Origin of the sequence: Paenarthrobacter sp. NPDC089307, from assembly GCF_040685055.1 — a bacterium.
Taxonomy (GTDB): domain Bacteria; phylum Actinomycetota; class Actinomycetes; order Actinomycetales; family Micrococcaceae; genus Arthrobacter.
This window is the reverse complement of sequence record NZ_JBFBHE010000001.1, coordinates 246,304-268,269: the sequence shown is the minus strand read 5'-3', so window position 1 is coordinate 268,269 and position 21,966 is coordinate 246,304. Positions and strand designations below refer to the sequence as shown.

The 21,966-nt window shown below is 60.6% G+C and carries 19 protein-coding genes; 6 read left to right on the top strand and 13 right to left on the bottom strand.

Annotation, left to right across the window (positions count from 1 at the left end):
* Nucleotides 1-6 precede the first annotated feature (6 nt).
* Nucleotides 7-1,257 carry an aminopeptidase P family protein gene (locus AB0N72_RS01250; RefSeq protein WP_363931463.1) on the top strand — a complete coding sequence of 417 codons (1,251 nt, stop codon included), beginning with the start codon at nucleotides 7-9 and terminating at the stop codon, nucleotides 1,255-1,257.
* Between the two features lie 378 nt (nucleotides 1,258-1,635).
* Nucleotides 1,636-2,700: a transposase gene (locus tag AB0N72_RS01245; protein ID WP_363931462.1), complete on the top strand. Its 1,065-nt coding sequence runs from the start codon at nucleotides 1,636-1,638 to the stop codon at nucleotides 2,698-2,700.
* A gap of 987 nt (nucleotides 2,701-3,687) precedes the next feature.
* Here the strand turns inward: AB0N72_RS01245 and AB0N72_RS01240 are convergent.
* The 13 genes from AB0N72_RS01240 to AB0N72_RS01180 all read right to left on the bottom strand — a co-directional run bounded on the left by AB0N72_RS01240 (nucleotide 3,688) and on the right by AB0N72_RS01180 (nucleotide 16,513).
* Nucleotides 3,688-4,653, bottom strand: a complete 966-nt coding sequence (locus AB0N72_RS01240; protein ID WP_363931461.1) for a quinone oxidoreductase — start codon at nucleotides 4,651-4,653, stop codon at nucleotides 3,688-3,690.
* 19 nt (nucleotides 4,654-4,672) lie between these two features.
* Nucleotides 4,673-5,707, bottom strand: coding sequence for a 4-hydroxy-2-oxovalerate aldolase (gene dmpG / locus AB0N72_RS01235; protein ID WP_363931460.1), 1,035 nt, complete (start codon nucleotides 5,705-5,707; stop codon nucleotides 4,673-4,675).
* Nucleotides 5,704-6,660, bottom strand: coding sequence for an acetaldehyde dehydrogenase (acetylating) (locus AB0N72_RS01230; protein WP_363931459.1), 957 nt, complete (start codon nucleotides 6,658-6,660; stop codon nucleotides 5,704-5,706). Before AB0N72_RS01230 ends, dmpG begins: the two co-directional genes overlap by 4 nt.
* A gap of 39 nt (nucleotides 6,661-6,699) precedes the next feature.
* The gene (locus AB0N72_RS01225; RefSeq protein ID WP_363931458.1) at nucleotides 6,700-7,509 is read right to left on the bottom strand and encodes a fumarylacetoacetate hydrolase family protein; all 810 of its coding nucleotides are present in this window, start codon (nucleotides 7,507-7,509) and stop codon (nucleotides 6,700-6,702) included.
* Nucleotides 7,510-7,590: 81 nt separating this feature from the next.
* Nucleotides 7,591-9,207: an ATP-dependent acyl-CoA ligase gene (locus AB0N72_RS01220; protein WP_224089925.1), complete on the bottom strand. Its 1,617-nt coding sequence runs from the start codon at nucleotides 9,205-9,207 to the stop codon at nucleotides 7,591-7,593.
* 13 nt (nucleotides 9,208-9,220) lie between these two features.
* A complete protein-coding gene (locus AB0N72_RS01215) occupies nucleotides 9,221-9,520 on the bottom strand; it encodes a hypothetical protein (RefSeq protein ID WP_224089924.1) in 300 nt (99 codons plus the stop codon).
* Nucleotides 9,517-10,659, bottom strand: coding sequence for a thiolase family protein (locus AB0N72_RS01210; RefSeq protein WP_363931457.1), 1,143 nt, complete (start codon nucleotides 10,657-10,659; stop codon nucleotides 9,517-9,519). Before AB0N72_RS01210 ends, AB0N72_RS01215 begins: the two co-directional genes overlap by 4 nt.
* A 75-nt stretch (nucleotides 10,660-10,734) precedes the next feature.
* On the bottom strand, nucleotides 10,735-12,084 hold the full coding sequence (locus AB0N72_RS01205; RefSeq protein ID WP_091466909.1) for an MFS transporter: 1,350 nt from the start codon (nucleotides 12,082-12,084) through the stop codon (nucleotides 10,735-10,737).
* Nucleotides 12,085-12,154: 70 nt separating this feature from the next.
* Nucleotides 12,155-13,210: an amidohydrolase family protein gene (locus tag AB0N72_RS01200; protein WP_224089922.1), complete on the bottom strand. Its 1,056-nt coding sequence runs from the start codon at nucleotides 13,208-13,210 to the stop codon at nucleotides 12,155-12,157.
* Between the two features lie 39 nt (nucleotides 13,211-13,249).
* The gene (locus AB0N72_RS01195; RefSeq protein ID WP_224089921.1) at nucleotides 13,250-13,795 is read right to left on the bottom strand and encodes a 3-hydroxyanthranilate 3,4-dioxygenase; all 546 of its coding nucleotides are present in this window, start codon (nucleotides 13,793-13,795) and stop codon (nucleotides 13,250-13,252) included.
* On the bottom strand, nucleotides 13,792-14,253 hold the full coding sequence (locus AB0N72_RS01190) for a RidA family protein (RefSeq protein ID WP_224089920.1): 462 nt from the start codon (nucleotides 14,251-14,253) through the stop codon (nucleotides 13,792-13,794). The genes AB0N72_RS01195 and AB0N72_RS01190 overlap by 4 nt, the downstream gene beginning before the upstream one ends.
* Nucleotides 14,250-15,038 (bottom strand): fumarylacetoacetate hydrolase family protein, encoded by a 789-nt coding sequence (locus tag AB0N72_RS01185; protein WP_224089919.1) that lies wholly within the window; start codon nucleotides 15,036-15,038, stop codon nucleotides 14,250-14,252. Before AB0N72_RS01185 ends, AB0N72_RS01190 begins: the two co-directional genes overlap by 4 nt.
* Nucleotides 15,035-16,513 carry a 2-hydroxymuconic semialdehyde dehydrogenase gene (locus AB0N72_RS01180; protein WP_363931455.1) on the bottom strand — a complete coding sequence of 493 codons (1,479 nt, stop codon included), beginning with the start codon at nucleotides 16,511-16,513 and terminating at the stop codon, nucleotides 15,035-15,037. The genes AB0N72_RS01185 and AB0N72_RS01180 overlap by 4 nt, the downstream gene beginning before the upstream one ends.
* A gap of 121 nt (nucleotides 16,514-16,634) precedes the next feature.
* Between AB0N72_RS01180 and AB0N72_RS01175 the strand changes: the two genes are divergently transcribed.
* The 4 genes from AB0N72_RS01175 (at nucleotide 16,635) to AB0N72_RS01160 (ending at nucleotide 21,645) form a co-directional block, all read left to right on the top strand.
* On the top strand, nucleotides 16,635-17,576 hold the full coding sequence (locus AB0N72_RS01175; RefSeq protein WP_224089918.1) for a LysR substrate-binding domain-containing protein: 942 nt from the start codon (nucleotides 16,635-16,637) through the stop codon (nucleotides 17,574-17,576).
* A 131-nt stretch (nucleotides 17,577-17,707) separates the two neighbouring features.
* Nucleotides 17,708-19,354 (top strand): thiamine pyrophosphate-binding protein, encoded by a 1,647-nt coding sequence (locus AB0N72_RS01170; RefSeq protein ID WP_363931454.1) that lies wholly within the window; start codon nucleotides 17,708-17,710, stop codon nucleotides 19,352-19,354.
* A 56-nt stretch (nucleotides 19,355-19,410) separates the two neighbouring features.
* Nucleotides 19,411-20,250 carry a cyclase family protein gene (locus tag AB0N72_RS01165; protein WP_363931453.1) on the top strand — a complete coding sequence of 280 codons (840 nt, stop codon included), beginning with the start codon at nucleotides 19,411-19,413 and terminating at the stop codon, nucleotides 20,248-20,250.
* Nucleotides 20,251-20,865: 615 nt separating this feature from the next.
* A complete protein-coding gene (locus AB0N72_RS01160) occupies nucleotides 20,866-21,645 on the top strand; it encodes an isocitrate lyase/phosphoenolpyruvate mutase family protein (protein ID WP_363931452.1) in 780 nt (259 codons plus the stop codon).
* The last annotated feature ends 321 nt before the right edge of the window (nucleotides 21,646-21,966 follow it).

The window sequence follows — 21,966 nt, the reverse complement described above, 5'->3', positions numbered from 1 at the left end:
ACACCCATGTCCGTCGATACAACCGTCACGAACGTCACCGAGCTCGAGCGCCTCAAGGTCCTCCACAACGGAACCAAGGGCAAGCTCACGTTCTCCGATGCCGAGTTCGAGCGCCGCCTGGCCGGCCTGCGCCGCATCATGGCAGCAAAGGAACTCGACGCTGTGGTGCTGACCAGCTACCACGGCATCAAGTACTACTCGGACTTCCTCTACACCACATTCGGCCGCAACTACGCGCTTGTCGTCACCCACAAGGACTCTGTGACCATCACGGCGAACATCGACGCCGGCATGCCGTGGCGAACCTCTTACGGCGAGAACATTGTCTACACCGACTGGCGCCGCGACAACTTCTACTTCGGCATCCAGGAGGCCCTGCGTCAGCGCGGCGTCAAGGCCGCCCGGATTGGCGTCGAGGACGACGCCCTCCCCACGCTGACCCGCGCGAAGATCGCTGCCGCCTTCCCTGACGCAGAGCTCTTCGATGTCTCCCAGGACGCCATGCGCCAACGCATGATCAAGTCCGCAGAGGAGATCGAGGTCATCAAGCACGGCGCCCGCATCGGCGACCTTGGCGGCGAGGCCATCCGCAATGCGATCCGCGAGGGCATCACCGAGTACGAAGTCGCACTCATCGGCACGGAGGCCATGGTCCACGAGATCGCCAGGACCTTCCCGGAGCGCGAAGTCCGCGATACCTGGGTCTGGTTCCAATCCGGCATCAACACTGACGGCGCTCACAACTGGGCTACGACCCGCAAGCTTGAGAAGGGCGACATCCTCTCGCTTAACTGCTTTCCCATGACTTCCGGATACTACACAGCCCTTGAGCGCACGCTGTTCCTCGGCCAGCCGGACGAGCGCTCCCTTGAACTGTGGAACATCAACGTCGAGGTGCACCGCCGCGGCCTCGAGCTCATCAAGCCCGGCGCGGTCTGCAAGGACATCGCCGCCGAACTCAACGAGATTTACATAGCCCACGGCCTGCTGCCCAACCGCACCTTCGGATACGGACACTCCTTCGGCGTCCTCTCGCACTACTACGGCCGCGAGGCAGGCCTGGAACTGCGCGAAGACATCGAAACCGTCCTTGAGCCGGGCATGGTCGTTTCCATGGAACCGATGATCACCGTGGCCGACGGCCTCCCGGGCGCCGGCGGCTACCGCGAGCACGACATCCTGGTGATCGGCGAGGACTCCGTAGAGAACATCACGAAGTTCGGATTCGGTCCCGAGCACAACATCGTCGGAGCCTGATCCCTCGAAACATGCCCCCTTCGCCGCGCGGCGAAGGGGGCGTGTCCCGTGCGGGAGCGCAGCCGATGCCCGGGAGGGCTTCCTCCACCGCGTCCAACGCTTCGCCACTACCCTGGCTGTACAGCCGCCTCGGCTTCTCCCTCCACTATCGGGCCCTCTGGCGCAAAGAACTTCGTCATGGACTGCCGCTGGGCCGTGAACCAGAGGCAGAAGGACTCGAACGGGATTCTCTGCCGTGTCCGCCCTGGGAAGCCGCGGAAAGATACGACCTGCAGTAAACGCGGCGGCCAGGTGGACATGACCTTATAGGAGCCTGTTCGGAAGAGTCCCATTACTGTCTTGTCTGCCGCCCGGGCCGGCGTGCCCTTTTCTCATCGCATGCAAAGGTCAGGGTTTCATCATGGCAAAGGAACTCTGAAAGTCATCGCCGGGATCGACACCCACGCCGGTACCCACCACGTCGCCCTCATCACCGACACCGGCAGGCACCTGGCCGACAGGGAATTCCCTGCCGCGGGGTCCGGCTACCAGGGCATCATCGGGTTCATCGCAGAGTTCGGTCCGGTCCTCGCCGCGGGTGTGGAAGGGGCGGGCAGCTACGGTGCCGAACTCTCACGCGTACTCGTCCGCGAGGGGATTCACGTTGTGGAGGTGATGTGCCCGAACCGGCAGGCCCGCCGGCTGCAGGGAAATCCGAACCGCTCGACGCCTATCAGGCTGCCGAATCGGTATTGTCCTGCCGCGCCGGCGCCACCCCGAAATCCCGGGACGGAGCCGTGGAATCGTTGCGGGTACTGCGCCGAGCGCGCCACCGCAATGCGCGCCCGGGTCGCCGTGATGGCCCAGGTCAAGGCGATCCTGGTGACCGCACCGGAAACGATCCGCGCCAGATACCGGGCCATGAGCAGTCCCGCTTTGATGGCCGCGCTGGAAAAGACCCGGCCCGCCGGACCGGCCTCCGAGCCACTCACCAGCACCGCGACTGTGCTCAAACGCCTCGCCGTCCGCTACCGGCACCAGGAACTGGCACTGATCGACGCCGAACTCGACGCCATCCTCGCCCTCCACGCACCGATGCTCCGCGATCTACAGGGCGTGGGCACCGACGTCGCCAGCCAGCTCCTCGTAACGGTGGGAGACAACCCCGAACGCGTGAGCTCCGAAGCGAACTTCGCCGCACTGGTCGGCGTCGCTCCGGTCCCCGCATCATCGGTAAAGACCTCCCGGCACCGGCTCAGCCGCGGCGGCGACCGGCAGGGCAACAAAGCCATCCACCGCGTGGTCCCCGTGCGGATGAGGTACGACAGCAGGACCAGGGCCTATGTGGTCAGGCGACGCCAGGAAGGCAACAGCACCAAGGAAATCATGCGCTGCCTCAAGCGCTACGTCGCCCGGGAAATCTACGACCAACTCCTCCACCCGCAACCGGGACCCGACGCCTGAACACTCCGGACGGTACGCACGACCAAGCAGCTGACCCTTCAGCAAGCCGCCGACGCCCTCCACGTCTGGCCCAACTGCCAGTCCCCTGCAACAGCGCATATGTCGGATCCCGGGTTGGCCCGCGTGCTGCCTGCCTGACCATGGCCACGCAAGCACCGGGGTCAAGGGCGGCCGCATGGCCGTCGCGCAGCGATCGCAGGAGCGACCCTTGAGGCCGGAGCGGCGGCCACGGTGGCCTGCGCGGCCGTGTGGCCCAACAACCGTTGACAACAATTGGAGCATCAATGTCCAAACCCCCTTTAGCCTGACAAAGGCATCCATCCGCCAGGTCTCATCGCTCCAGGAACGAGCCGAACCCAGGATCTTTGACGAAGGATTTTGTCGTCATGTCGTTCTCAGCATTCCTACACATGAAGAGGTGTAGGACAACCACGACCTACCGAACGAACCAGGAAAGGAACGCATAGCCCCAGTACAGAGCCAGCGGAGGGCCCACCAGCCAGGGCTTTGAACCCGCTCCCCCCACAACCAAAGAGGCGACCCGCGGCGCCAGGCACTCCCCGCGGCCAGTGTCAGAGGGACCTGACCAACCAGAATGTACACACGTTAAAGCAAAAACCCCTCTGACGAGGGGGTATGCCGTGCCCGAGGTGGGACTCGAACGAGATTCCGGGCCCTGCAAACACTGGGAAGCGGCGGAAACATGCCAAGTACGGCTCAATCCGCCCGATGTACAACCCAGTCCGGGGCGGAAAGTGTGGACATTGTCCACACCTCGTTTTTTGCTCAGACGATACTTCGCTCGATCGACTCACACGAAGGGGCGCTCAAAATCTGCCCCCGGAAATCGACGGGCTGCTTCCTTTGCAGCTTCGCTGCTGGATGAGGTTTTCACACCGCGCGTGACCAGCGGTCAGGAGAAGCCCCTGACCTCCAGGGGTTTTTCGACGCACTGCTGGTACTGCCGGTGTGACTAAGGACCGATAGCTAGGGTATGAGAATGCCTTTCCCTTGGAGTCGGCCCTCTTCAAGTTCCTGATGCGCGCGGCACGCGTCTGATAGGGGGTATTGAGTGCTTACCAGGACTTTGAGTGCATTGCTCCCAGCAGCAGTGAAGATCTCCGATGAGCGCCAGCGCCGCTCGACGGCATTTTGCAAGAACGATGCCATGGATGGGCGCATGAGGGTGATTGACTTACCGGCTATCGTTCCTTGCAGGTCGACAGGAGGGACGGGACCCGAGTGTTGGCCAAATGACACCAAGGTGCCGCGAACGGTGAGCGAGGCAATTGACTCAGCAAAGGTCTGCCTACCGACGCAGTCGTACACAACATCGACCCCGCGGCCATCGGTAAGGTTCCGGACGTCCGTGTTGAAGTCGGCGCGACGGAGATTTTGATCAGCTCCAGCCTGCAGAGCGAGGACTTCCCGCTCGTCCGTCGGCGCAGTAGTTATGACCCGGGCGCCCTTGGCCTTTAGTAGCTGGATAAGGAGCAAGCCCATTTCGTCTCCGCCTGTGTTGATCAGGGCCGTGTGGTGGTCGCCGACAGCAAACGAGGAATTAATCAAGTAGTGGGCAGTCAGCCCTTGGAAAGTTAATGCGGCCGCGGTGACATCGTCGATGTCACCTGGTATCGGCAAAGCTCTTTCCGCGTCGACCAGGACGTATTCCCCATAGCAGCCGACACTTTCTGCTGTGGCTATGCGATCGCCTTCGTTGAATTCCTCAGCCCCTTCCGCTGCTTCTACAACAGTGCCTGAGGCTTCCGTGCCGGGTATGTAGGGATAAATTGTCTGGCGCGTGCCTCTTCGTTCAAGGGCGTCTCTGAAGTTGATCCCAGCAGCGGCCACCCGCACCAGCAACTGCCCCCGCTGAGGGACAGGACGTGGAACCGTTAGATAGTTCAATACTTCGGGCCCGCCGGCGCGGGTGGCAACGATTGCGTGTGGCATAGCGTCCTTGGTAGGGGTTTCAGTTGGTTTCGGCCGCCTGCAGGTTCAATGCCACGTCGACGATCATGTCTTCCTGTCCTCCTACATAGCCGGCTTTGCCCACTTCCTGGAGGATCTGCCAGGCCGGCACCCCGTAGCGTTCTGCTGCCCGCTCTGCATGGATAAGGAATGAGGAATAGACCCCGGCGTAGCCTTGCATGATTGAAGCACGGTCCATGACGGGCATGCGGGTGATGATGGGTTTCACAATGTCTTCCGCTGCGGCCATCAGACCCTGGGTGTCTACGCCCGTCGAGATATCGAGCCGATCGAATGCTGCAGCAAGTACTTCCGTGGGCGAATTGCCTGCCCCTGCTCCCAAGGCAACAAGAGTGCCGTCGATCTGCCGCGCACCGGCGCGTACAGCGAAGACCGAATTGGCGACGCCGAAGCTCAGGTTTTGGTGGCCATGGAACCCTACCTGCGCATCGGCACCGAGTTCGGTCACCAGGGCCGCGACCCGATCCGCGACATCTTCAAGAATCAGGGCACCGGCAGAGTCGACGACGTAGACACACTGACATCCGGAATCCGCCATAATGCGGGCTTGCTTGGCGAGTTCCTCAGGGCTGGCGCGATGGGAGAGCATGAGGAACCCTACGGTTTCCATGCCTAAATCCCGTGCGTGGGAGAAGTGTTGCGTGGAGATGTCTGCTTCGGTGCAGTGGGTCGCGATCCGCGCAACTGTTGCGCCGACGTCGTATGCCTGGTTGAGGTCGTGAATGGTGCCGAGGCCCGGAAGCATGAGCACGGCTATCCTGGCGCGTTTGGCTTCATCGACGGCGGCCTTGATGAGTTGCAGTTCCGGCGTCAGGGAAAACCCGTAGTTGAAGGACGAGCCACCCAGGCCGTCTCCGTGGGTCACTTCGATCACTTCGACGTGGGCATCGTCGAGGGCCCGCACTACGCTTCTTACGTGCGCTTCGGTGAATCGGTGACTCATTGCGTGGGAACCATCACGCAGGGTGGTATCTGTCAGGCGGATGCTGGAACCGCTGTTTTCGGTAGTGGTCATGATTGGCTCCTGGTGTTCTCGGTGGAGGCTGTGACGAGCTCAGACTCGTCCATTTTCTCGGCAAGCAAGTCTGCAGTGCGGGTTGCTGCCGCGGTGATAATGTCCAGGTTGCCGGCATATTCGGGAAGGTAGTCCGCGGCACCTTTGACCTGGACCCACACGCCGACTCTTCCGGCGCCGTTCCAATCTTCGCGGGCGCTATCGAACTGTGGTTCGATTCGCAGTTCGTATCCGGGAACGTATTCGCGTGTTTTTTCGACAGCCTCGTTGATCGCAGCCCGGATCCGCTCCTGGGTTGGACCCGGTTCGGCCGCTTCTGCCGGTATGGCGCAGTAGATGGTGTTCCTCATGATCATGGGCGGTTCTACAGGGTTGATGATGATGATTGCCTTGCCTTGCTTGGCACCACCGACGAGCTGGAGCGCCTCTGCGGTAGTTTCAGTGAACTCATCGACGTTGGCCCGTGTGCCAGGGCCGGCAGACTTCGATGCTATGGATGCCACGATTTCCGCGTAATCCACTGGGACTACCGACGAGATCGCGGCAACGATCGGCGTCGTCGCCTGGCCGGCGCAGGTAATCATGTTGACGTTCATGGTGTCGGTGATGGATTCCAAATTGACTACCGGAGCGACGTAAGGACCCACCGCGGCAGGGGTGAGGTCGATGGCCCGGATGCCCGCCTCTCGGTACTTCGGGGCATTCGCGGCGTGGGCTTTAGCGGAAGTACATTCGAACACGAAGTCCGGTTTGTCCTCCTGCGCCAGCAGCCACTCGACGCCTTCTGAAGAGACTGTCACGCCGAGGCGGGCTGCGCGGGCAAGGCCGTCAGAGTTGGGGTCGATGCCGATCATGTATTTGACTTCGACGTTTTTCGAGCGACGCATGATCTTGAACATCAAGTCGGTCCCGATGTTGCCTGAACCGACAATTGCGGCGGTCTTCTTGGCCATGTGGGTTTCCTTTGATTGGTAGCCGTTGTTATGCGTGGGCTAGGTGAAGTGGATTGTCAGGGATCCAAGGTCGCCGAAGTCTGCGGTCGCGCTGCTGTCAGCAACCACCGGAAGGGCCTTGGTGAATGATCCCGGGAGGACAAGGTGTCCGGCTTCCACGGCAACGCCTTGTTCTCCCAAAATGTTGGCCAACCAAACCAGCGCCAGGATCGGGTCACCCATGACAGCCTGGCCAGTACCGGTTTCCACCGGATGGTCGTCAATGCGCAGGGTGCATTCGACCTGTTTGAGTTCGTCGACGCGGATATCCAGCGGCGTTCGGCCGACTGCGATGGCGCCGCAGGAAGCATTGTCCGCCACGGTGTCCACCAATCGGATATTCCAGTCAGCGATGCGTGAATCGATGATTTCGATCGCAGGGTAGACGGCTTCCACGGCATCAACTGCTTGCTGGTAGGTGACGCCGGGGCCCTGAAGTGCATCTTTGAGCAGGAAGCCGAATTCTGGCTCAACTTTTGGAGAGATGAAACTGTCGCTGGGGATTTGTGCTCCGTCGTGATGGACCATGTCTTCGAAGAAGAAACCGAAGTCGGGCGAGTCGACGCCAAGTTGTGCTTGCATGGCTTGGGAGGTCAAGCCGACTTTCCTTCCGGCGAGGATCCGACCGGCTGCCTGGTGTTGCTTCAATTGATCGGCCTGAACCTCGTACGCATCCTGGATGGTCATGGCGGCCAGCCGATCACGCAAGGGTGGCACAGGGGCTCGGGTAACTGTGGCGGTAAGCAGCTCTTGGGCGAAGCCCTGCAGGACCTCTTCCCGCCGCTGTCCGGTCTTGGTGGTTATATGCATTGTTGTTCCTATCAGCGCGTGAAGACTTGCCGGTTTGTCGTTGTTGGCAGCTGGAGGTTCCATGGACGGTCCTCGACTGGCTTATCTATGGCCCGTGGGGCTCAATGCCGGCGTGGATAGCTTGTGCGGCTGCGATTCCCTGTCCCATTGGGCTGCTGCAGTGCCCTCTTCTCTCAGCACGGTCTTCCGCACTTTGCCGTTTTCGGTTTTCGGGAGGTCCTGAACGATGCGTATGAAGCGCGGGATCGCGTACTTCGCAAGCCGAGGCTCGCAAAAGGCTTCGATGTCGCTGAACTCCAGGGATTCCTTGGTGATGATTGCAGCCATGACTTCGTCTTCACCGAGTTCGGAGTCCACGGCGTAGACTGCGGCTTCGCTGATCAAAGGGTGTTCGAGAAGGACGTGTTCTACTTCGGCTGAGGAAATGTTCTCGCCCCTGCGGCGGATGACGTCCTTGATCCTGTCCACGAACCGCATCCAGCCGTCTGCTTCCACCACGACGCGGTCCCCCGTATGGAACCAGAGGTCCTTCCAAGCCGCGACGGTGGCTTCGGGCATCCGATAGTAGCCAGTGGCGAAGGCATGGGGTTGGTCGCTGCGCAGCAGCAGCTCACCTGGTTGTCCGGCGGGAACTTCCAACCCGTGCTCGTCGACGACACGGGCACTGAAACCGGGCTGCACTCTTCCCATGTAGCCGGGCCTTTGCTCGCTACGGCTGGAGGCCACGATTGAGTTGGTTTCAGTTGAACCGTAGCCGTCCATCAGGGTGATCCCGAACCGATCGCGGAAAGATGCCAACAACCCGGCAGGTGTTGCCGGCGCGAGCGCGGCGACCACTCCGTGCGCCCGGTCCAGTGGAGTAGGTGGTTTGCTGGCGAGGATGCTCACCATGGCGCCGAGCAGATACGTGAATGTCGCGCCTGCGCTGTGAACATCCGACCAGAACCGCGAGGCCGAGAATCGGGGTCCCAGGACGTATTCGGCACCGCTGACCAATGCCTGGCTGAACGCGTTCAGGGCGTTTGTATGGAAAAGCGGCAAACAGGTGTACAGAACGTCTGCCTCTGTGATTTCAAGCTGACGAGAGACATTTACGCCCCACCAGTAAAACTGCCCATGCGGGCATTGAACGCCTTTGGACACTCCGGTGGTACCGGATGTGTAAAGGATCGCTGCCGTGTCCCCGGGTAGTACGGGCGCAGGCTCAGCAGTGGATGTTGTCTCGGGCAAGCCTGTGACAGGGTAGCGACTATCAAGCGCTGAAGCTGCCTCATCAAACAGCCAAATCTGGCGCAATGCAGGAAGGTCCGGGAGCCTATCCACATGTTCAAGCAGCGCCGACTCCGTAACAAGGAGTGATGACTCGGAATTGGCAAGGATGTGATGAAGCTGCTCTCCTCGTGCGGCCGTATTGATGGGAACAGCAATTGCTCCCACCCATGCGCACCCCAGGATGAGATCAAGAAGTTCGATGCGGTTGCTGGACATCAGTGCGACACGATCACCCGGGCGAATATCGTGCTTCAACAGCACTCCCCCGGCCAAGGCCACAGCTTCGAGCATTTGCCGACCATCGCGTCTAACGGAACCGCAGCGCAAAAGCGGCGCGTCCGGGTGTTCTTGTGCCCGGTCCATCAACAGGCCGGGAACCGTCATGGAGGCGGCACCTGAACCTGCACGGTAGGTATCTTCGGACATGGTTCTCCTAAATTTAATATCTCTGGAAAGGTACGTAGCCAGCCAGGGCCGTCTCTTGGCTGTCCGTATTGGTGAGGCTGATACGGTCGCCCGCCCTGGCTGTCCCCCCAAGAATCCGGGCAATGAATTGAAGGTCCTCCGGGCAGACGATGGTGGCTGTTTGCTGCCCGTTGGAGAGCAGTGTGACATTTTCAACCACTCCAAAATCGATGTCATCTTCGATGAAGGAGGTGTCGGAGCAGTTGGAGCAGATGAGCCGGAACGGGAAGTAGGCAGCCCGGCAATTGGCGCATCTTTGGAATACGGCACTCATTCGGCGGCCTCCAACACTGTCATGTTTGCGCAGGCGCCGTAGCGGTACAACACCATGCCGTAACCGCTTACTGCGGCAAGTCTCGCTTGCACCTGCCTGTCTCCTCCTTGACCCCGCAACTGCCGTGTGGCCTCCACCAGGCCATGCATTCCGCCAGCTGATCCCGCCTGACCGGCGGAGAGCTGCCCTCCTGAAGTGTTGAGGGCGAGTTCCCTGGATTGAATCCGGGCCCGGATAAAGTCCGGGATGTCCGCGCCATCAATAATTGCTCCCATGTCCGCGAGCTGCGCGACGACCATGGCGGGATAGTCGTCGTAGACACTAATGACATCCATATCCTGCGGAGAGACACCTGCCCTCTCCCACGCCAACGGTGCGCACATCCGCAGACCGGTGACCAGACCGTCACCCTTCTGGTGGTCCGAATTATAGGACGCAGTGGTTGAAAGAACTCTCGCCCGGCGGCGCCCCCTTGCTCTTTCATCTGCAACCAGCACAATCGCATCGGCACCGGTAACGGGGGGTACACAGTCAAATCGGCCCAGGGGCGTTGCGACCATCGGTGCATCGAGGTACTGCTCAAGCGTCAGGGGCGCTCGATAGACCGCCCCTGGGTTCAGGGCCGCCCACTGCCGCTGGGCCACGGCAATGCGTCCATAGTCCTCCCGAGTCAGACCAAACTTCTCCATCTGGCGGGTAGTCAGCATGGCAAAAAGCGCGTTGGGACCTGACATCGGCAACGGGGTCAAATGGTCAGCCGTGGCCCGGTTGTACTTCGCAACGAGGTTGGCGAAGGCACCATGGTCCATGAGATCGCCCGCAGCGAGTACAACAACCGAGGCATCGCCCGCTTCGATGGCGTGGACTGCGTGCTGCAGCATGTTCCCGGCGCTGGCACCACCGTTGGTATCTTGCATGAGCCACGTCAGCTTCAGACCCATCCTCCATGCGAGGTCGATAGCGTGGTCTGGGTCCAAGGTAAAGCTTGATACTGCGAAACCGTCGACGTCGTTGGGGGGAAGCCCGGCATCTTTGAGCGCGCGGCTCACCGCGTCAACGAGTGTGCCCGATGTTGTGGTCCCCGGTTGTGGATGCCGCGTGTACGGAGATTCGCCGGCGCCGATGATGGATACTGCCATGTCTGGTTCTCTTCTGTTCAGTTGGGTGGAGCCCACGGAGTGCCACAGTGGGGGCTCCACCGGGAATGGACGAGGCTAGCGGCGGCCGACTCTAATGTCGTCGATGTGCTTCTGGGTATCCGTAGGGGATGTTCGGTGCTGGCCCACGTTCCTGGAAAAGGCCAACGCAATCAGTGTGATGGCAGCTAGGCCGATCGCGTACAGGGCAACCGGCGTTGAGCTGTTGTAGGTCAGCAGGAGTGCGGTAGCGATGAATGGTGCCAGTCCGCCGGCAAAAACAGCTGCTACTTCGTGGCCCAGTGCCATTCCTGAATAGCGGACTTCGGGGCTGAACAGTTCGTGGAAGAAGGCGGGCTGGGCCCCGATCATCGCGGCGTGGCAAATTCCGTTTCCGATGAAGTAGGCGAGAACAATAAGGCCTGGCGAGTTCGAATCGATGAGCCAGAAGAAGGGGAAGGCCATGAGTGCCAGTGCGGTGGCCCCAATTGCGTAGACTTTTCGGCGGCCGATCTTGTCGGATAGATGCCCAAAGAAAATGATGGTGCAGAACGCAAACAGCATCGAGAGCATGACGCCCAACAGCAGCGTTCCCCGTTCGACTCCCACATGCACACCGTAAACAAGGGAGAATGACAGCAGCAGATAGGAGCCACCGTTTTCTGCCATCCGGAGACCCATGGCGACCAGGATTTCCTTGGGGTGTGTCCGCAGTGCCGCCAGTACCGGCAACGCCGCCCGTTCGCCGTCGTTCTTGACCTGTTCGAATTCTTTGGTCTCCGGCAAGCGGAACCGGATGTACATTCCCACGCCGAACAACAGGATGCTCAAGAGGAACGGCAAGCGCCAGCCCCACGCCAGGAATTGTTCCTCTGGAAGTAGCTGGGCGAGATAGAAAGCTGCCGAGGCGAGGACAAATCCGAGGGTAACGCCGCCCTGGCTGAAGGCCGAAAACAAGCCGCGGCGCTTATCCGATGAGTTTTCGCTGATGATCAGAACGCCGCCGCCCCACTCACCGCCGGCAGCGATGCCTTGGAGAACGCGCAGAACGACCAGCAATATGGGGGCCCAGATGCCTACCTGCTGGTACGTGGGCAGCAGGCCCATCAGGAAGGTGGCGATACCCATGATGGTCAGGGTCAACACCAGGGCCGTTTTCCGGCTCACCCGATCACCGATGTGACCGAAGAGAATCCCGCCAAAAGGACGGGCAGCGAACCCAACCGCGAAGCCTACGAAGGCTCCCAAAGTACCAACAAGCGGGTCAGTGCCGGCCGGGAAGAACAGTTTTCCGAATACGATGGCAGCCGCCGTCGCATAGAGGAAGAAGTCGTACCATTCGAGCGAATTCCCGATGAGGGATGCAACGATATAGCGCTTAATTCCATGGCTTTTGGCGTCGCTGGCGCCTGGGGCTTTTTGTGACATGAGCGTCTCCTGGGAGAAAGGGGGGTTAGGGGCGAAGATCCACGACAGCGGGGATCCTTCGGGTCAGCCATCAAGCACTGGCCGGTGTTTCGTTGAAGGTCCGGACGTCAGCGTCGACGTCCATCCCGAGAAATTTTTGTGCGTTACTGCTCAGGATTTGACTCTGTTGTTCTTGAGTCAAGAAGGCAGACTTTCTGATGAGGTTTCCCGCGGGCCTTTCGCCCAAGGGGTAGGGGAAATCGGATCCCAGCATGATGTGCTCGCTTCCCATGACGTCGGTAAGTAGCCGCAAGGAGGCGTCATTGAAAACTACTGAGTCCACGCTGAACCGGTTCAGGTAGTGAGATGGTGGGAACTCGGATGTGGCGATGAGGTCCGGACGCTGGTGCCAGGCATTGTCCATGCGCCCTACCCAGTAGGGAAAGGAGCCACCTCCATGTGCAAAGCACAGGCGTAGGTGGGCGGGCAGTCTGTCGAAGCCCCCTCCGAGGATGAGCGACAGTATGGACAAGTGTGTTTCCCCGGGCATGCCCACTAACCAGCGTGCCATCCATCGATCGAGCCGGGGTGAAGTGGGCATGTCCCAAGGGTGCACAAAAACGGCGGCATTCCGGTCTGCGCAGTGTTGCAGGAAGGTGATGATGCCTTCATCGTCCAGGTCACGGTCGCCCACGTGGTTGCCGATTTCAACGCCTACGTGGCCGTTCTCCAGTGACCGGTCAAGTTCACGGCACGCAGCATCCGTGTCCTGCAGCGGCACCTGGCAGAAAGGGATGAGGCGTTGGGGTGCTGGATCACAGACCTCCAACGCCAGATCATTGAAGATCCGGCTCACTTTGACCGCTTCTTTTGGATCGCGGGCGTAGGAGAAGAACACTGGGGTAGGTGAGACAACCTGTACGTCCACACCGTCCGCATCCATGGCGGCGAGCCGCTCTTCGGCGGCCCAGGCGTTAGAGCGGAGGGGCCGGAATTCAGCGGAGCCCAGCATGAGCATCGCTTCCCGTTCCGAATCGCTGCGAAGCCACGGCCAAGGCCCGTTTGCGCCAGTTTCCTGGGCAAGGTCGGGCCACCCGTTCGGCACGTAGTGGGTGTGGATGTCGATGGTTGGTGAAAGGTTGGTCACAGGGATCTTTTCCTTAGATGCGTTTTCCGGAGGGGTTGCTTAGCCCCGGCCGGGGTGGACAGCCCCGCAGTTCTTGCACGTGCGCGCGGAAGCGTCGCTGGCGTAGAACTTCTCGAATACGGGCGGCAGGTCTTCCACGATGTCCCGGACCTGGAGTTCGACCTCGTGAATGAGGTCGGAACACTCAAGGCAGTACCACTGGAACTTCTCCGTGGTTCCTTCCTCCCGGATGCGCTCGATCACGATGCCGATGGACCCGGCTTCGGGTCGCTGGGGTGAGTGGGGGATGTTGCCCGAGAGCAGCCACATCTCGCCCTCCCGGACGTCTACCCTCTTGATGCCTTCGTCGGTGACGACGTTGACATGCATGTTGCCCTTTACTTGGTAGAACCACTCCTCGTAGGGATCGACGTGGAAATCTGTGCGCTGGTTCGGGCCGCCGACCACCTGGACGATGAAGTCATCGACCTGGGTCCACATTGCTTTGTTGTTTACCGGCGGCTTCAGTGAGGCCTCGTTTTCGGCCAGCCACTGCTGGAAGTTGAAAACGGGAAGGATGCTTGTTTTGTTGGTGCTTGTGGTCATTGTCCTGCTCCTTGTTGTTCCAGTTGTTGTGTTGGTGTTGTCGGCGGTTGCCTCCTGTGGGCTATCGCCTGGATTTCGATGAGAAGGTGTGGATGTGGAAGTTGATGGACAGCGACGGTGGTGCGGGCCGGCCCGTGCTCGTCGAAATACTGTCCGTACACTTCGTTGTAGCCGCCAAAGTCATTCATGTTGACGAGGAAAGCAGTGACTTGAACGACGTCGTCGAGAGAGGCGCCGACGCTCTGGAGAATGCGTCCAATGTTCTCGATGACCGCTTGGGTCTGCGCACGAATGTCGAGGTTCGTGGTGCCCAGTTCGTCTGCTTCAACACCAACGAAGGTGTTGTCCGGTCGTCTGCTGCTTGTCCCGGAAACGTAGATCACGTCACCGGCAGTCTTGACGTGGGGAAAGCGGCCACGGGGCTTTGCCATGTCCCCTACAAGTTTTGCCCCGCTCATGCGTCAGCTCCTGCCGTCTCCAGTTCAACGCTGCCGATGCCGGCGACGATGGCCGTGATGGTGGACCCTGGTGAGAGCGGAACGGCAGCAGTAGCTGCGCCTGCCAGCAGTACTGCACCGGCCGGGAGGCCGGCTCCGTGGCGGCGGTACATCCGGGCAAACTCCCGCAGTGCGTTCAGGGGGTCACCGAGGATAGCCGAAGTGGTCCCTGTTTCGGTGATGGATCCGTCGACAAGCAGTGTTACCGTCCGGCCGGCAAGATCGTCCGTAAAGGTAGCCCACTCGCCCAGGACGTAGCGACTGGCCGAGGTATTGTCAGCAACGACGTCAGCGAGACTGAACGAGAAGTTGAGATAGCGCGAATCGATGATCTCAAGCGCGGGTGCCACTGCGTCCACGCTTGCAATGATCTGCTCCTCCGATGCATCTGGCGGGACGGCCTGGCCGAAGCGGAAGGCGACTTCGGGCTCAACGCGTGGGTGAACGGACCCGTCAAGCCGAAGCCGGTCGCCGTTGTGCACTTCCATGGTCGAGGTGAGGAATCCAACGATTACTTCCTTCACGCCCATCTGCGCCATCTTCGCCTCGCTGGTGAACCCCAGCTTCGCGCCCGTAAGGTGCTCTCCCCGCGCCAAGCGAAGGTCCCGCAATTCGGTCTGTACCTCATAGGCAGCGTCAAGCGACAGCACGTCGCCGAATTGATTTATGGCGATACCTTTACGTTCGGCCTGATCGAGTCTGCGCGCTATCTCGCTGATTGGTGGGGCTGGGTGGGTTGCGGTCATCGTGTTGCCTCGCTCAGGTTTACGCACACGTTGGTGGGTTGGGTGTAAAAGTGGAGGGAGTGGGTTCCGCCTTCGCGGCCGATACCGGACAGACCGGCTCCGCCGAAGGGTGAGCGCAGGTCGCGTAGGAACCAGGTGTTGACCCATGTAATTCCGGTGTTCATGCGGCCAGCAACCCGGTGTCCTCTCTCCAGATTGGTGGTCCAAACAGAAGCAGCCAGGCCGTACTTTGTGTCGTTGGCCAGGCGCACGGCCTCTTCCTCGTCGTCGAAGGGAATCAGGCCCGCGACGGGGCCGAAGACTTCTTCGCGCATCACGGGTGCGTCGTGGCTGAGCCCGGTCCAGAGTGTCGGTTCAATCCAAGCGCCACCGCTGAGTTCGTGGCCCAGATTGGGGATCCCACCGCCCACAATTGCCTCACCGCCTAGCTGCTTAGCGCGTTCGAGGTATGAGAGAACTTTTTGCCTGTGAGTAAGGGAGATCAGTGGTCCGGTGGTGGTCCGGGGATCCATGGGCTGACCGAGCGTCAGGCCTCTGGCGCGCTCAGAAAGTCCAGCTACGACATCGTCAAAGATGGGACGCTGGATGTAGACCCGCTCGGTGCAGAGGCAGACTTGCCCGGTGTTGGTGAAGATCGACCGGGTGAGCCCGTCCACAGCAGCTTCGAGGTCCGCGTCTGCGAAAACAAGTGCAGCATTCTTACCGCCGAGTTCAAAAGAGACCGGGCGGACGTTGGACGCCGCCGCGTGCATGATGGCCGAACCTGTGGACGACTCCCCTGTAAAGGTGATTCCGTCGATGCCTTCATGCGTGGTGAGGAATTCGCCAGCCGATCCTGGACCAAAGCCGTGGACCAGGTTGAACACACCATCGGGTACGCCGGCCTCGGCCATGATCTCAGCCAGGAGGGTCGCGGACGACGGCGTTTCCTCCGATGGCTTGACGATCACCACGTTGCCGCAGGCGATTGCGGGAGCCACTTTCCAGGTCAACAGCAACAGAGGCAGGTTCCACGGCACTACTACGGCGACTACGCCCAGCGGCCGGCGCAAAGCGTAGTTCAGGGCCCGTCGGCCGTCGGGAAGTTCGGTGAGGAAGGAGTCCAGGCCTTCGGCGGCGATGATGTCTGCAAACGCGCGGAAGTTGGCTGCTGCACGGGCTACGTCGAGGTCCCTGGCAAGTGCTTCCGGTTTGCCGGTATCGGCGATTTCGGCGGCGAGCAGATCGTCGAATCGTGCTTCGATGCGATCCGCGATACGCCGCAGCAGGGCTGCGCGTTCATTGACTGTGGAACTCCCCCAGCGGCCTTGCAGTGCGCTCCGACCGGCCTTAACCGCCATGTCAATAGTGCCGCGGTCGGCCTCGGCAACGTGGGCGACAACGCTGCCATCGACGGGGCTGATCTTTTCAAAAGTCTTGTCGGCGGCGTCAAGGAAGGCTCCGCCGACGAAGTTACGCAGAGTAGGAATCGCCATGATGGGTGCTTCTCCCGGTTCGTCGGTGTGGGTTGTATCACCAGTCTGCTGGACGCAAACCATGTCCGTCGAATGCCTTTTCGGGTGCAAGCCATGTCCATATGGGCATATCATCATCGGCATGGACATCAGAACCTTACTGAATGGCCCCCTGAAGATCCGTCATCTGGTCTTGGTCTTAGCTATCGCCGATCACGGGACAATCGTCAGCGCGGCCAGGCACCTGTACATCACGCAGCCCGCGGTCAGCCGCGGTTTGCGCGAAGTTGAGGATGCCCTCGGGGCGCCTCTTTTCGAAAGGGGCGCCCGCGGGGTCCGCCCCACACCATTTGCCGAAGTCTTCATCAGTCACGCACGGGCAGTGGTCGGCCACCTCCAGCAAGCGACCCAGCACATAGCAGAGCTGGCGGACGCCAGCGCCGGCTCAGTGACCATCGGCACGTATGTCGCAGGAGGCAACCTGCTGCTGCCCAAAGCGATTGCGCGGCTAAAGCAACAAAGGCCACATGTCAGCGTCCACGTCCACGAAGCAACTCCTGATCGATTGACCAACGGACTGGTCGCGGGAGAAATCGACATAGTCGTTGGGCGCCTTACCCCGCATCCTGACGTTCCTGAATTGCAGCAGGCGGCGCTGTACCATGAGCCCTTCGAGGTCGTGGCACGACATGGTCATCCTGTTTTTGAGCGGGGCGAGACCGCCTTGAACCAATTACGGAACTACCCGTGGGTCATGCCTGTAGCGCAGACGGCACTGCGCGGGGAACTCGAGAGCGCCTTTGCCCGTGAACGCCTGGACCTTCCCGAACAACAAGTAGATTGCTCCTCTACCATGACGCTTCGTGCCATCGTCGCCGAAACGGACTTTCTTGCGCTCCAGCCGCGCACTATCGGCACCGCCGATCCCCTGCTTCGCATTGTCGGAGCGAGAATCAAAGGCATCAGTCAAACGGTTGGCGTGACCACTTTGCAGGACAGGCTGCCGAGCCCGGCAGTGGTGTTGATGCTGCGCTGTTTTGAACAAGTAGCTGTCGAAATCCGGAAGACCCTTTCGGCTTCCTGATGGCGTGACCTCATCCGCAGCTATGCCTTATTCAGGCTCCCTGACTGAAATAGGCATTAGCCAGACGAGCCCGTCGCAGGCAGCATTTTCGTATAGAGCTTCCAGCAACCAGAACCAGAGGTACCAATCAGATGCGTGTTTTTGAAAAAGTGGCCGAAACGCTGATAGGGCTTGGCGTTCGCCAAGTCTTTGGTGTTGTCGGCAGCGGCAACTATGACGTGACCAAGGCCCTCATTGCCGGCGGCGCCACGTACGTGGCGGCGCGTCACGAGGGTGGAGCCGCGTCTATGGCGGACGCCTTTGGACGAGTAGGCAGCTCAGTCCCTGTAATCTCCTTGCACCAGGGATGCGGGCTGACAAATGCCATTACCGGCATCGCGGAAGCCGCGAAATCCGGCACACCAATGCTGATTCTCGCCGCCGAAGTTGCGTCTTCGGCTATTCATTCCAATTTCCGCATCGAGCAGAGCCATCTGGTTGAATCCGTTGGAGCCGCCAGCTTCCGTATCTCCAGGGAGACTGCCGCCCGGGACGTTGCCCTTGCTTACAGGACGGCAGTGACGCGCCGCATTCCTGTGCTGATCAATCTCCCCTTGGACATCCAAAACTCCGAAACCACTGAGGAGTTTGCTGCCTCAGCTGCCAGCGGGGCCTCCCTTTCAACGGTGACCGCACCAGTTGCCGAAGACATCAGCCACCTAGCCGACCTCATCGAGCGGTCGAATCGTCCCGTCATCATCGCCGGCCGCGGGGGGCGCGGTGCCGGACCTCAGCTCCGCGAACTTGCGGAGGTTTCGGGAGCCCTTTTGGCAACCTCGGCGGTCGCACGCGGGCTGTTCAATGACGATCCGTTCTATCTGGACATTTCCGGTGGCTTCAGTACACCGCTGGCGGCTCGCACCATCCAGGACTCCGACCTCATCATCTCCTTTGGTTCTGCATTGAACATGTGGACCATGCGCCACGGCGAACTCATTGGCCCGGCCACCACTGTGGTGCAGGTAGACGTTGATCCACTGGCCCCCGGCAAGCACCGGACCGTGGACTTCGGCGTCTTGGGCGACGCAGGGCTTACGGCAGCAGCAACAGCCGTTGAGCTCCGCAGCCGCGGTTTCTCCCGTGTTGGCTACCGAACCGAAGAGATCGCACAAGCCATCAAGTCCGAAGGCCGATGGCAGGACGTCCCTTACGAGGACCTGGGCGACGGAGAGCGCATCGATCCCCGGACCCTCACCATTGCTTTGGACGGGATGCTCGACAAGGAAAGGGTGGTGGCCGTCGATTCGGGCAACTTCCTCGGATATCCCAGTGCCTTCCTTGATATTCCTGACGAGAACGGGCTCGTCTTCAGCCAGGCCTTCCAATGTGTGGGGCTGGGTCTGGCCAGTGCAATCGGGGCAGCATACGCACAGCCGGACAGGCTCCCGGTCCTCGGCACCGGAGACGGCGGCGCCCTGATGGCGGCAGCGGAGATGGAGTCCGTTGTGAGGCTGGGTATCCCGCTGGTGGTCATCGTCTACAACGACTCTGCTTACGGAGCGGAAGTACACCACTTCGGCGAGGACGATGACGCTCTGGGGCTTATTACTTTTCCCGACACCGACTTCGCAGCCATCGCGCGCGGTTACGGCTTTGCAGCTCAGACCGTGCGGAATCCCGAGGATTTGGAGCCAGTGCGTCAGTGGCTCGACGGAAGCCGTGACAAGCCGCTGCTCATCGATGCAAAGACCGTCAGCTTCGCGTCCTGGTGGCTTGAGGAAGCATTCAAGGGCCACTAATGCCGATTAAAGCCACTAAGGAAGGGCACCACATTGAGCACACAGGCATCACACATATGACCAACACAACACCAACGCCGGATGTGCTGGCCAACCTGATTGAAGGCCTTGCCCAGGGAAGCATCCGCGTCATCGACCTGACAACGCCCTTGACCCCTGAAACTCCGGCCCTGCGCTTGCCGGCACCTCTGTCCAACGTCATCGATCTCAGTCTCGAAGAGGTCGCGGCATACGACGAACGCGGACCGATGTGGGCGCACAACAACATTCACGTGGGCGAACATTTTGGCACTCACGTTGACGCGCCCATCCACTGGGTCAGTGGGAGGGAAGGACGGGACATTTCACAACTGCCACCCGAAAGACTCGTCGGCCCCGCCGTTGTGATCGATGCGACCGCTGAAGCCGCTGCAGACCCCGATTTCCTGCTTGAGGTCCGCCACATCAAGGCTTGGGAAGCCCGGTACGGCAAGTTGCCCAAGGGTGCATGGCTGCTTTACCGCACAGGATGGGATGCTTTCGGACACAACGAAGCTCTTTTCCTCAATGCTGACGAATCGGGTCCGCATACACCCGGCGTCTCTGCAGAGTGCGCGCATTGGCTCGCTGAGGGGACCGACATTGCCGGCTTTGGTGTCGAAACCGTTGGGATCGACGCCGGTGCAGGCTTCAGCTTGGAGCCGCCTTTCCCCATGCATCATTTCCTTCTCGGTAACGACAAATACGGGGTCACATCCCTGAAAAACCTGCACCAGTTACCGGCCGCAGGCGCTTTCATCGTCGTCACTCCCCTACCCATCGTGGGCGGAACGGCGAGTCCGGCCCGTGTCCTGGCGTTCATTGAAGAGTCCAGGCACGGAGCAACTGCCAAGGACGGCCCAATCGAAGGAGAATGATCTCTTGATTCATGCGGAAGGCGCCGGCGGGCTTCATGCAAGGGCAATTCGATGATGCTATATCCCGCATCTGAGTGGCACCGCTTGGACGGGGTCCCCGTAGAGATAAGGCAGCGGGGAGCGTTGGTCCGCGCGGGAACGGTGGAAGCCGTAATGCCCGACTCAAGCATGATCTGGATGGCAGCGGACGGGCCTTACGGGCGTGAATTGTTCCAGGCTGCGGACAACTACGAGGTTTGGCTCGAACCAGGCCAGCTCGTCGGCGCCCTCCGATACCGAATGACCGACGACAATCTTTACCCGCCCAGAAGGCGAAAACGGCCCCAGCGGCGTGTCGACCACACCGTTCAAGGATACGTAATGGGTGCGTGAGCCCGAGAGATACCTTTTCGGGCTGAAGCAGGTTCACCTGCGACGGCCCTTTCGCCCCTCAGTGCGGGCTCGCCCCGGCTACGACCCGAACCTGTTGTGCAGCAAGCCCCCTAGAAGGCTGCATATGCAGCGTTTCTTGCCCGTGCTCTCCCCCTGCACATTTTCCACCCGAATTGTCATTGACGGCGCCATTGCGTATGTGACTCTGCCGAGTGATCCCAGCCATGACCACGGAGGACTACCATGACCGAATACAACATCAACGCCCGGGCAGAGAAATTGAAGGCTCTGCATGAGGCACCGGAAATCCTGAGTGTAGTCAACGTATGGGACGCAATCAGCGCCTCGACCGTTGCAGCCCTTCCTGAGACGAAAGCCATTGCCACCGCCGGGCATTCGATTGCGGCCGCGTATGGCTACGCCGATGGAACCATGCCCCTGGATGTCGCGCTGGATGGCGTGAAGAGGATCGTCAACGCGGTTGAAATTCCGGTCACCGCAGATCTCGACGACGGTTACGAAGACCCAGCCGACACTATCCGCCGGGCGATTGGCATCGGCGTCGTGGGCGCCAATGTCGAAGACCGCTTGCGCCCATTTGATGAAGCTGTCGCCCGGGTGAAGGCGATCGTCGACGCCGCCAACGGCGAGGGCATCGCGTTCCAGCTGAACGCACGCACCGACGCCATTGCCAAGGGCGGTCAGCGCCCGATTAAGGACAGCATCGAGGACGCCATTGCTCGTGGTCGCGCCTTCCTGGATGCAGGCGCCGCGTTGGTATTCGTCCCTGGCGCCCTGACACGCGACGTTATTGAGGCGCTCGTCGCAGGCCTCGGACAGGGCAAATTGTCCGTGATTGGCGCCCCCGGAGCGCTTCCCGCAGCCGAGCTCCAAGAACTTGGTGTTGCACGTGTTTCCTATGGTCCCTTTACTCAGCGGGTCGCCTTGCGCGCCCTTCAGGATCTCGCCACCGATCTGTACGGTTCCGGCGTCATCCCCCAGGACACCCCGGCCCTGAACTAAACCAAGTCAACCGGTCCTGCATCACGGGCGGGACCGGTCACGGGCCGGATCGCATCTCGAAAGCGGCCGTTCCTCACGCAAGGGGACAGGCGTCCATGTCCACCGGAGAGCAAAATGGCCTTCATCTGCCCACCCCCGGGCGACATCTCGCGAGTCAATCCTGGACGTCAGGGATGTTCATCCTAAGCGGGATCTATTCCATTCACGCCGTACCAAGCGATATCGGTCAGTTCACGCCTGTGACTGTCAGTTCAGGATCGCGGATTTCCCCCAAGCGGCTGGCGGCATTGCACTCCCGATTGATCAACCCCTCACAAGACA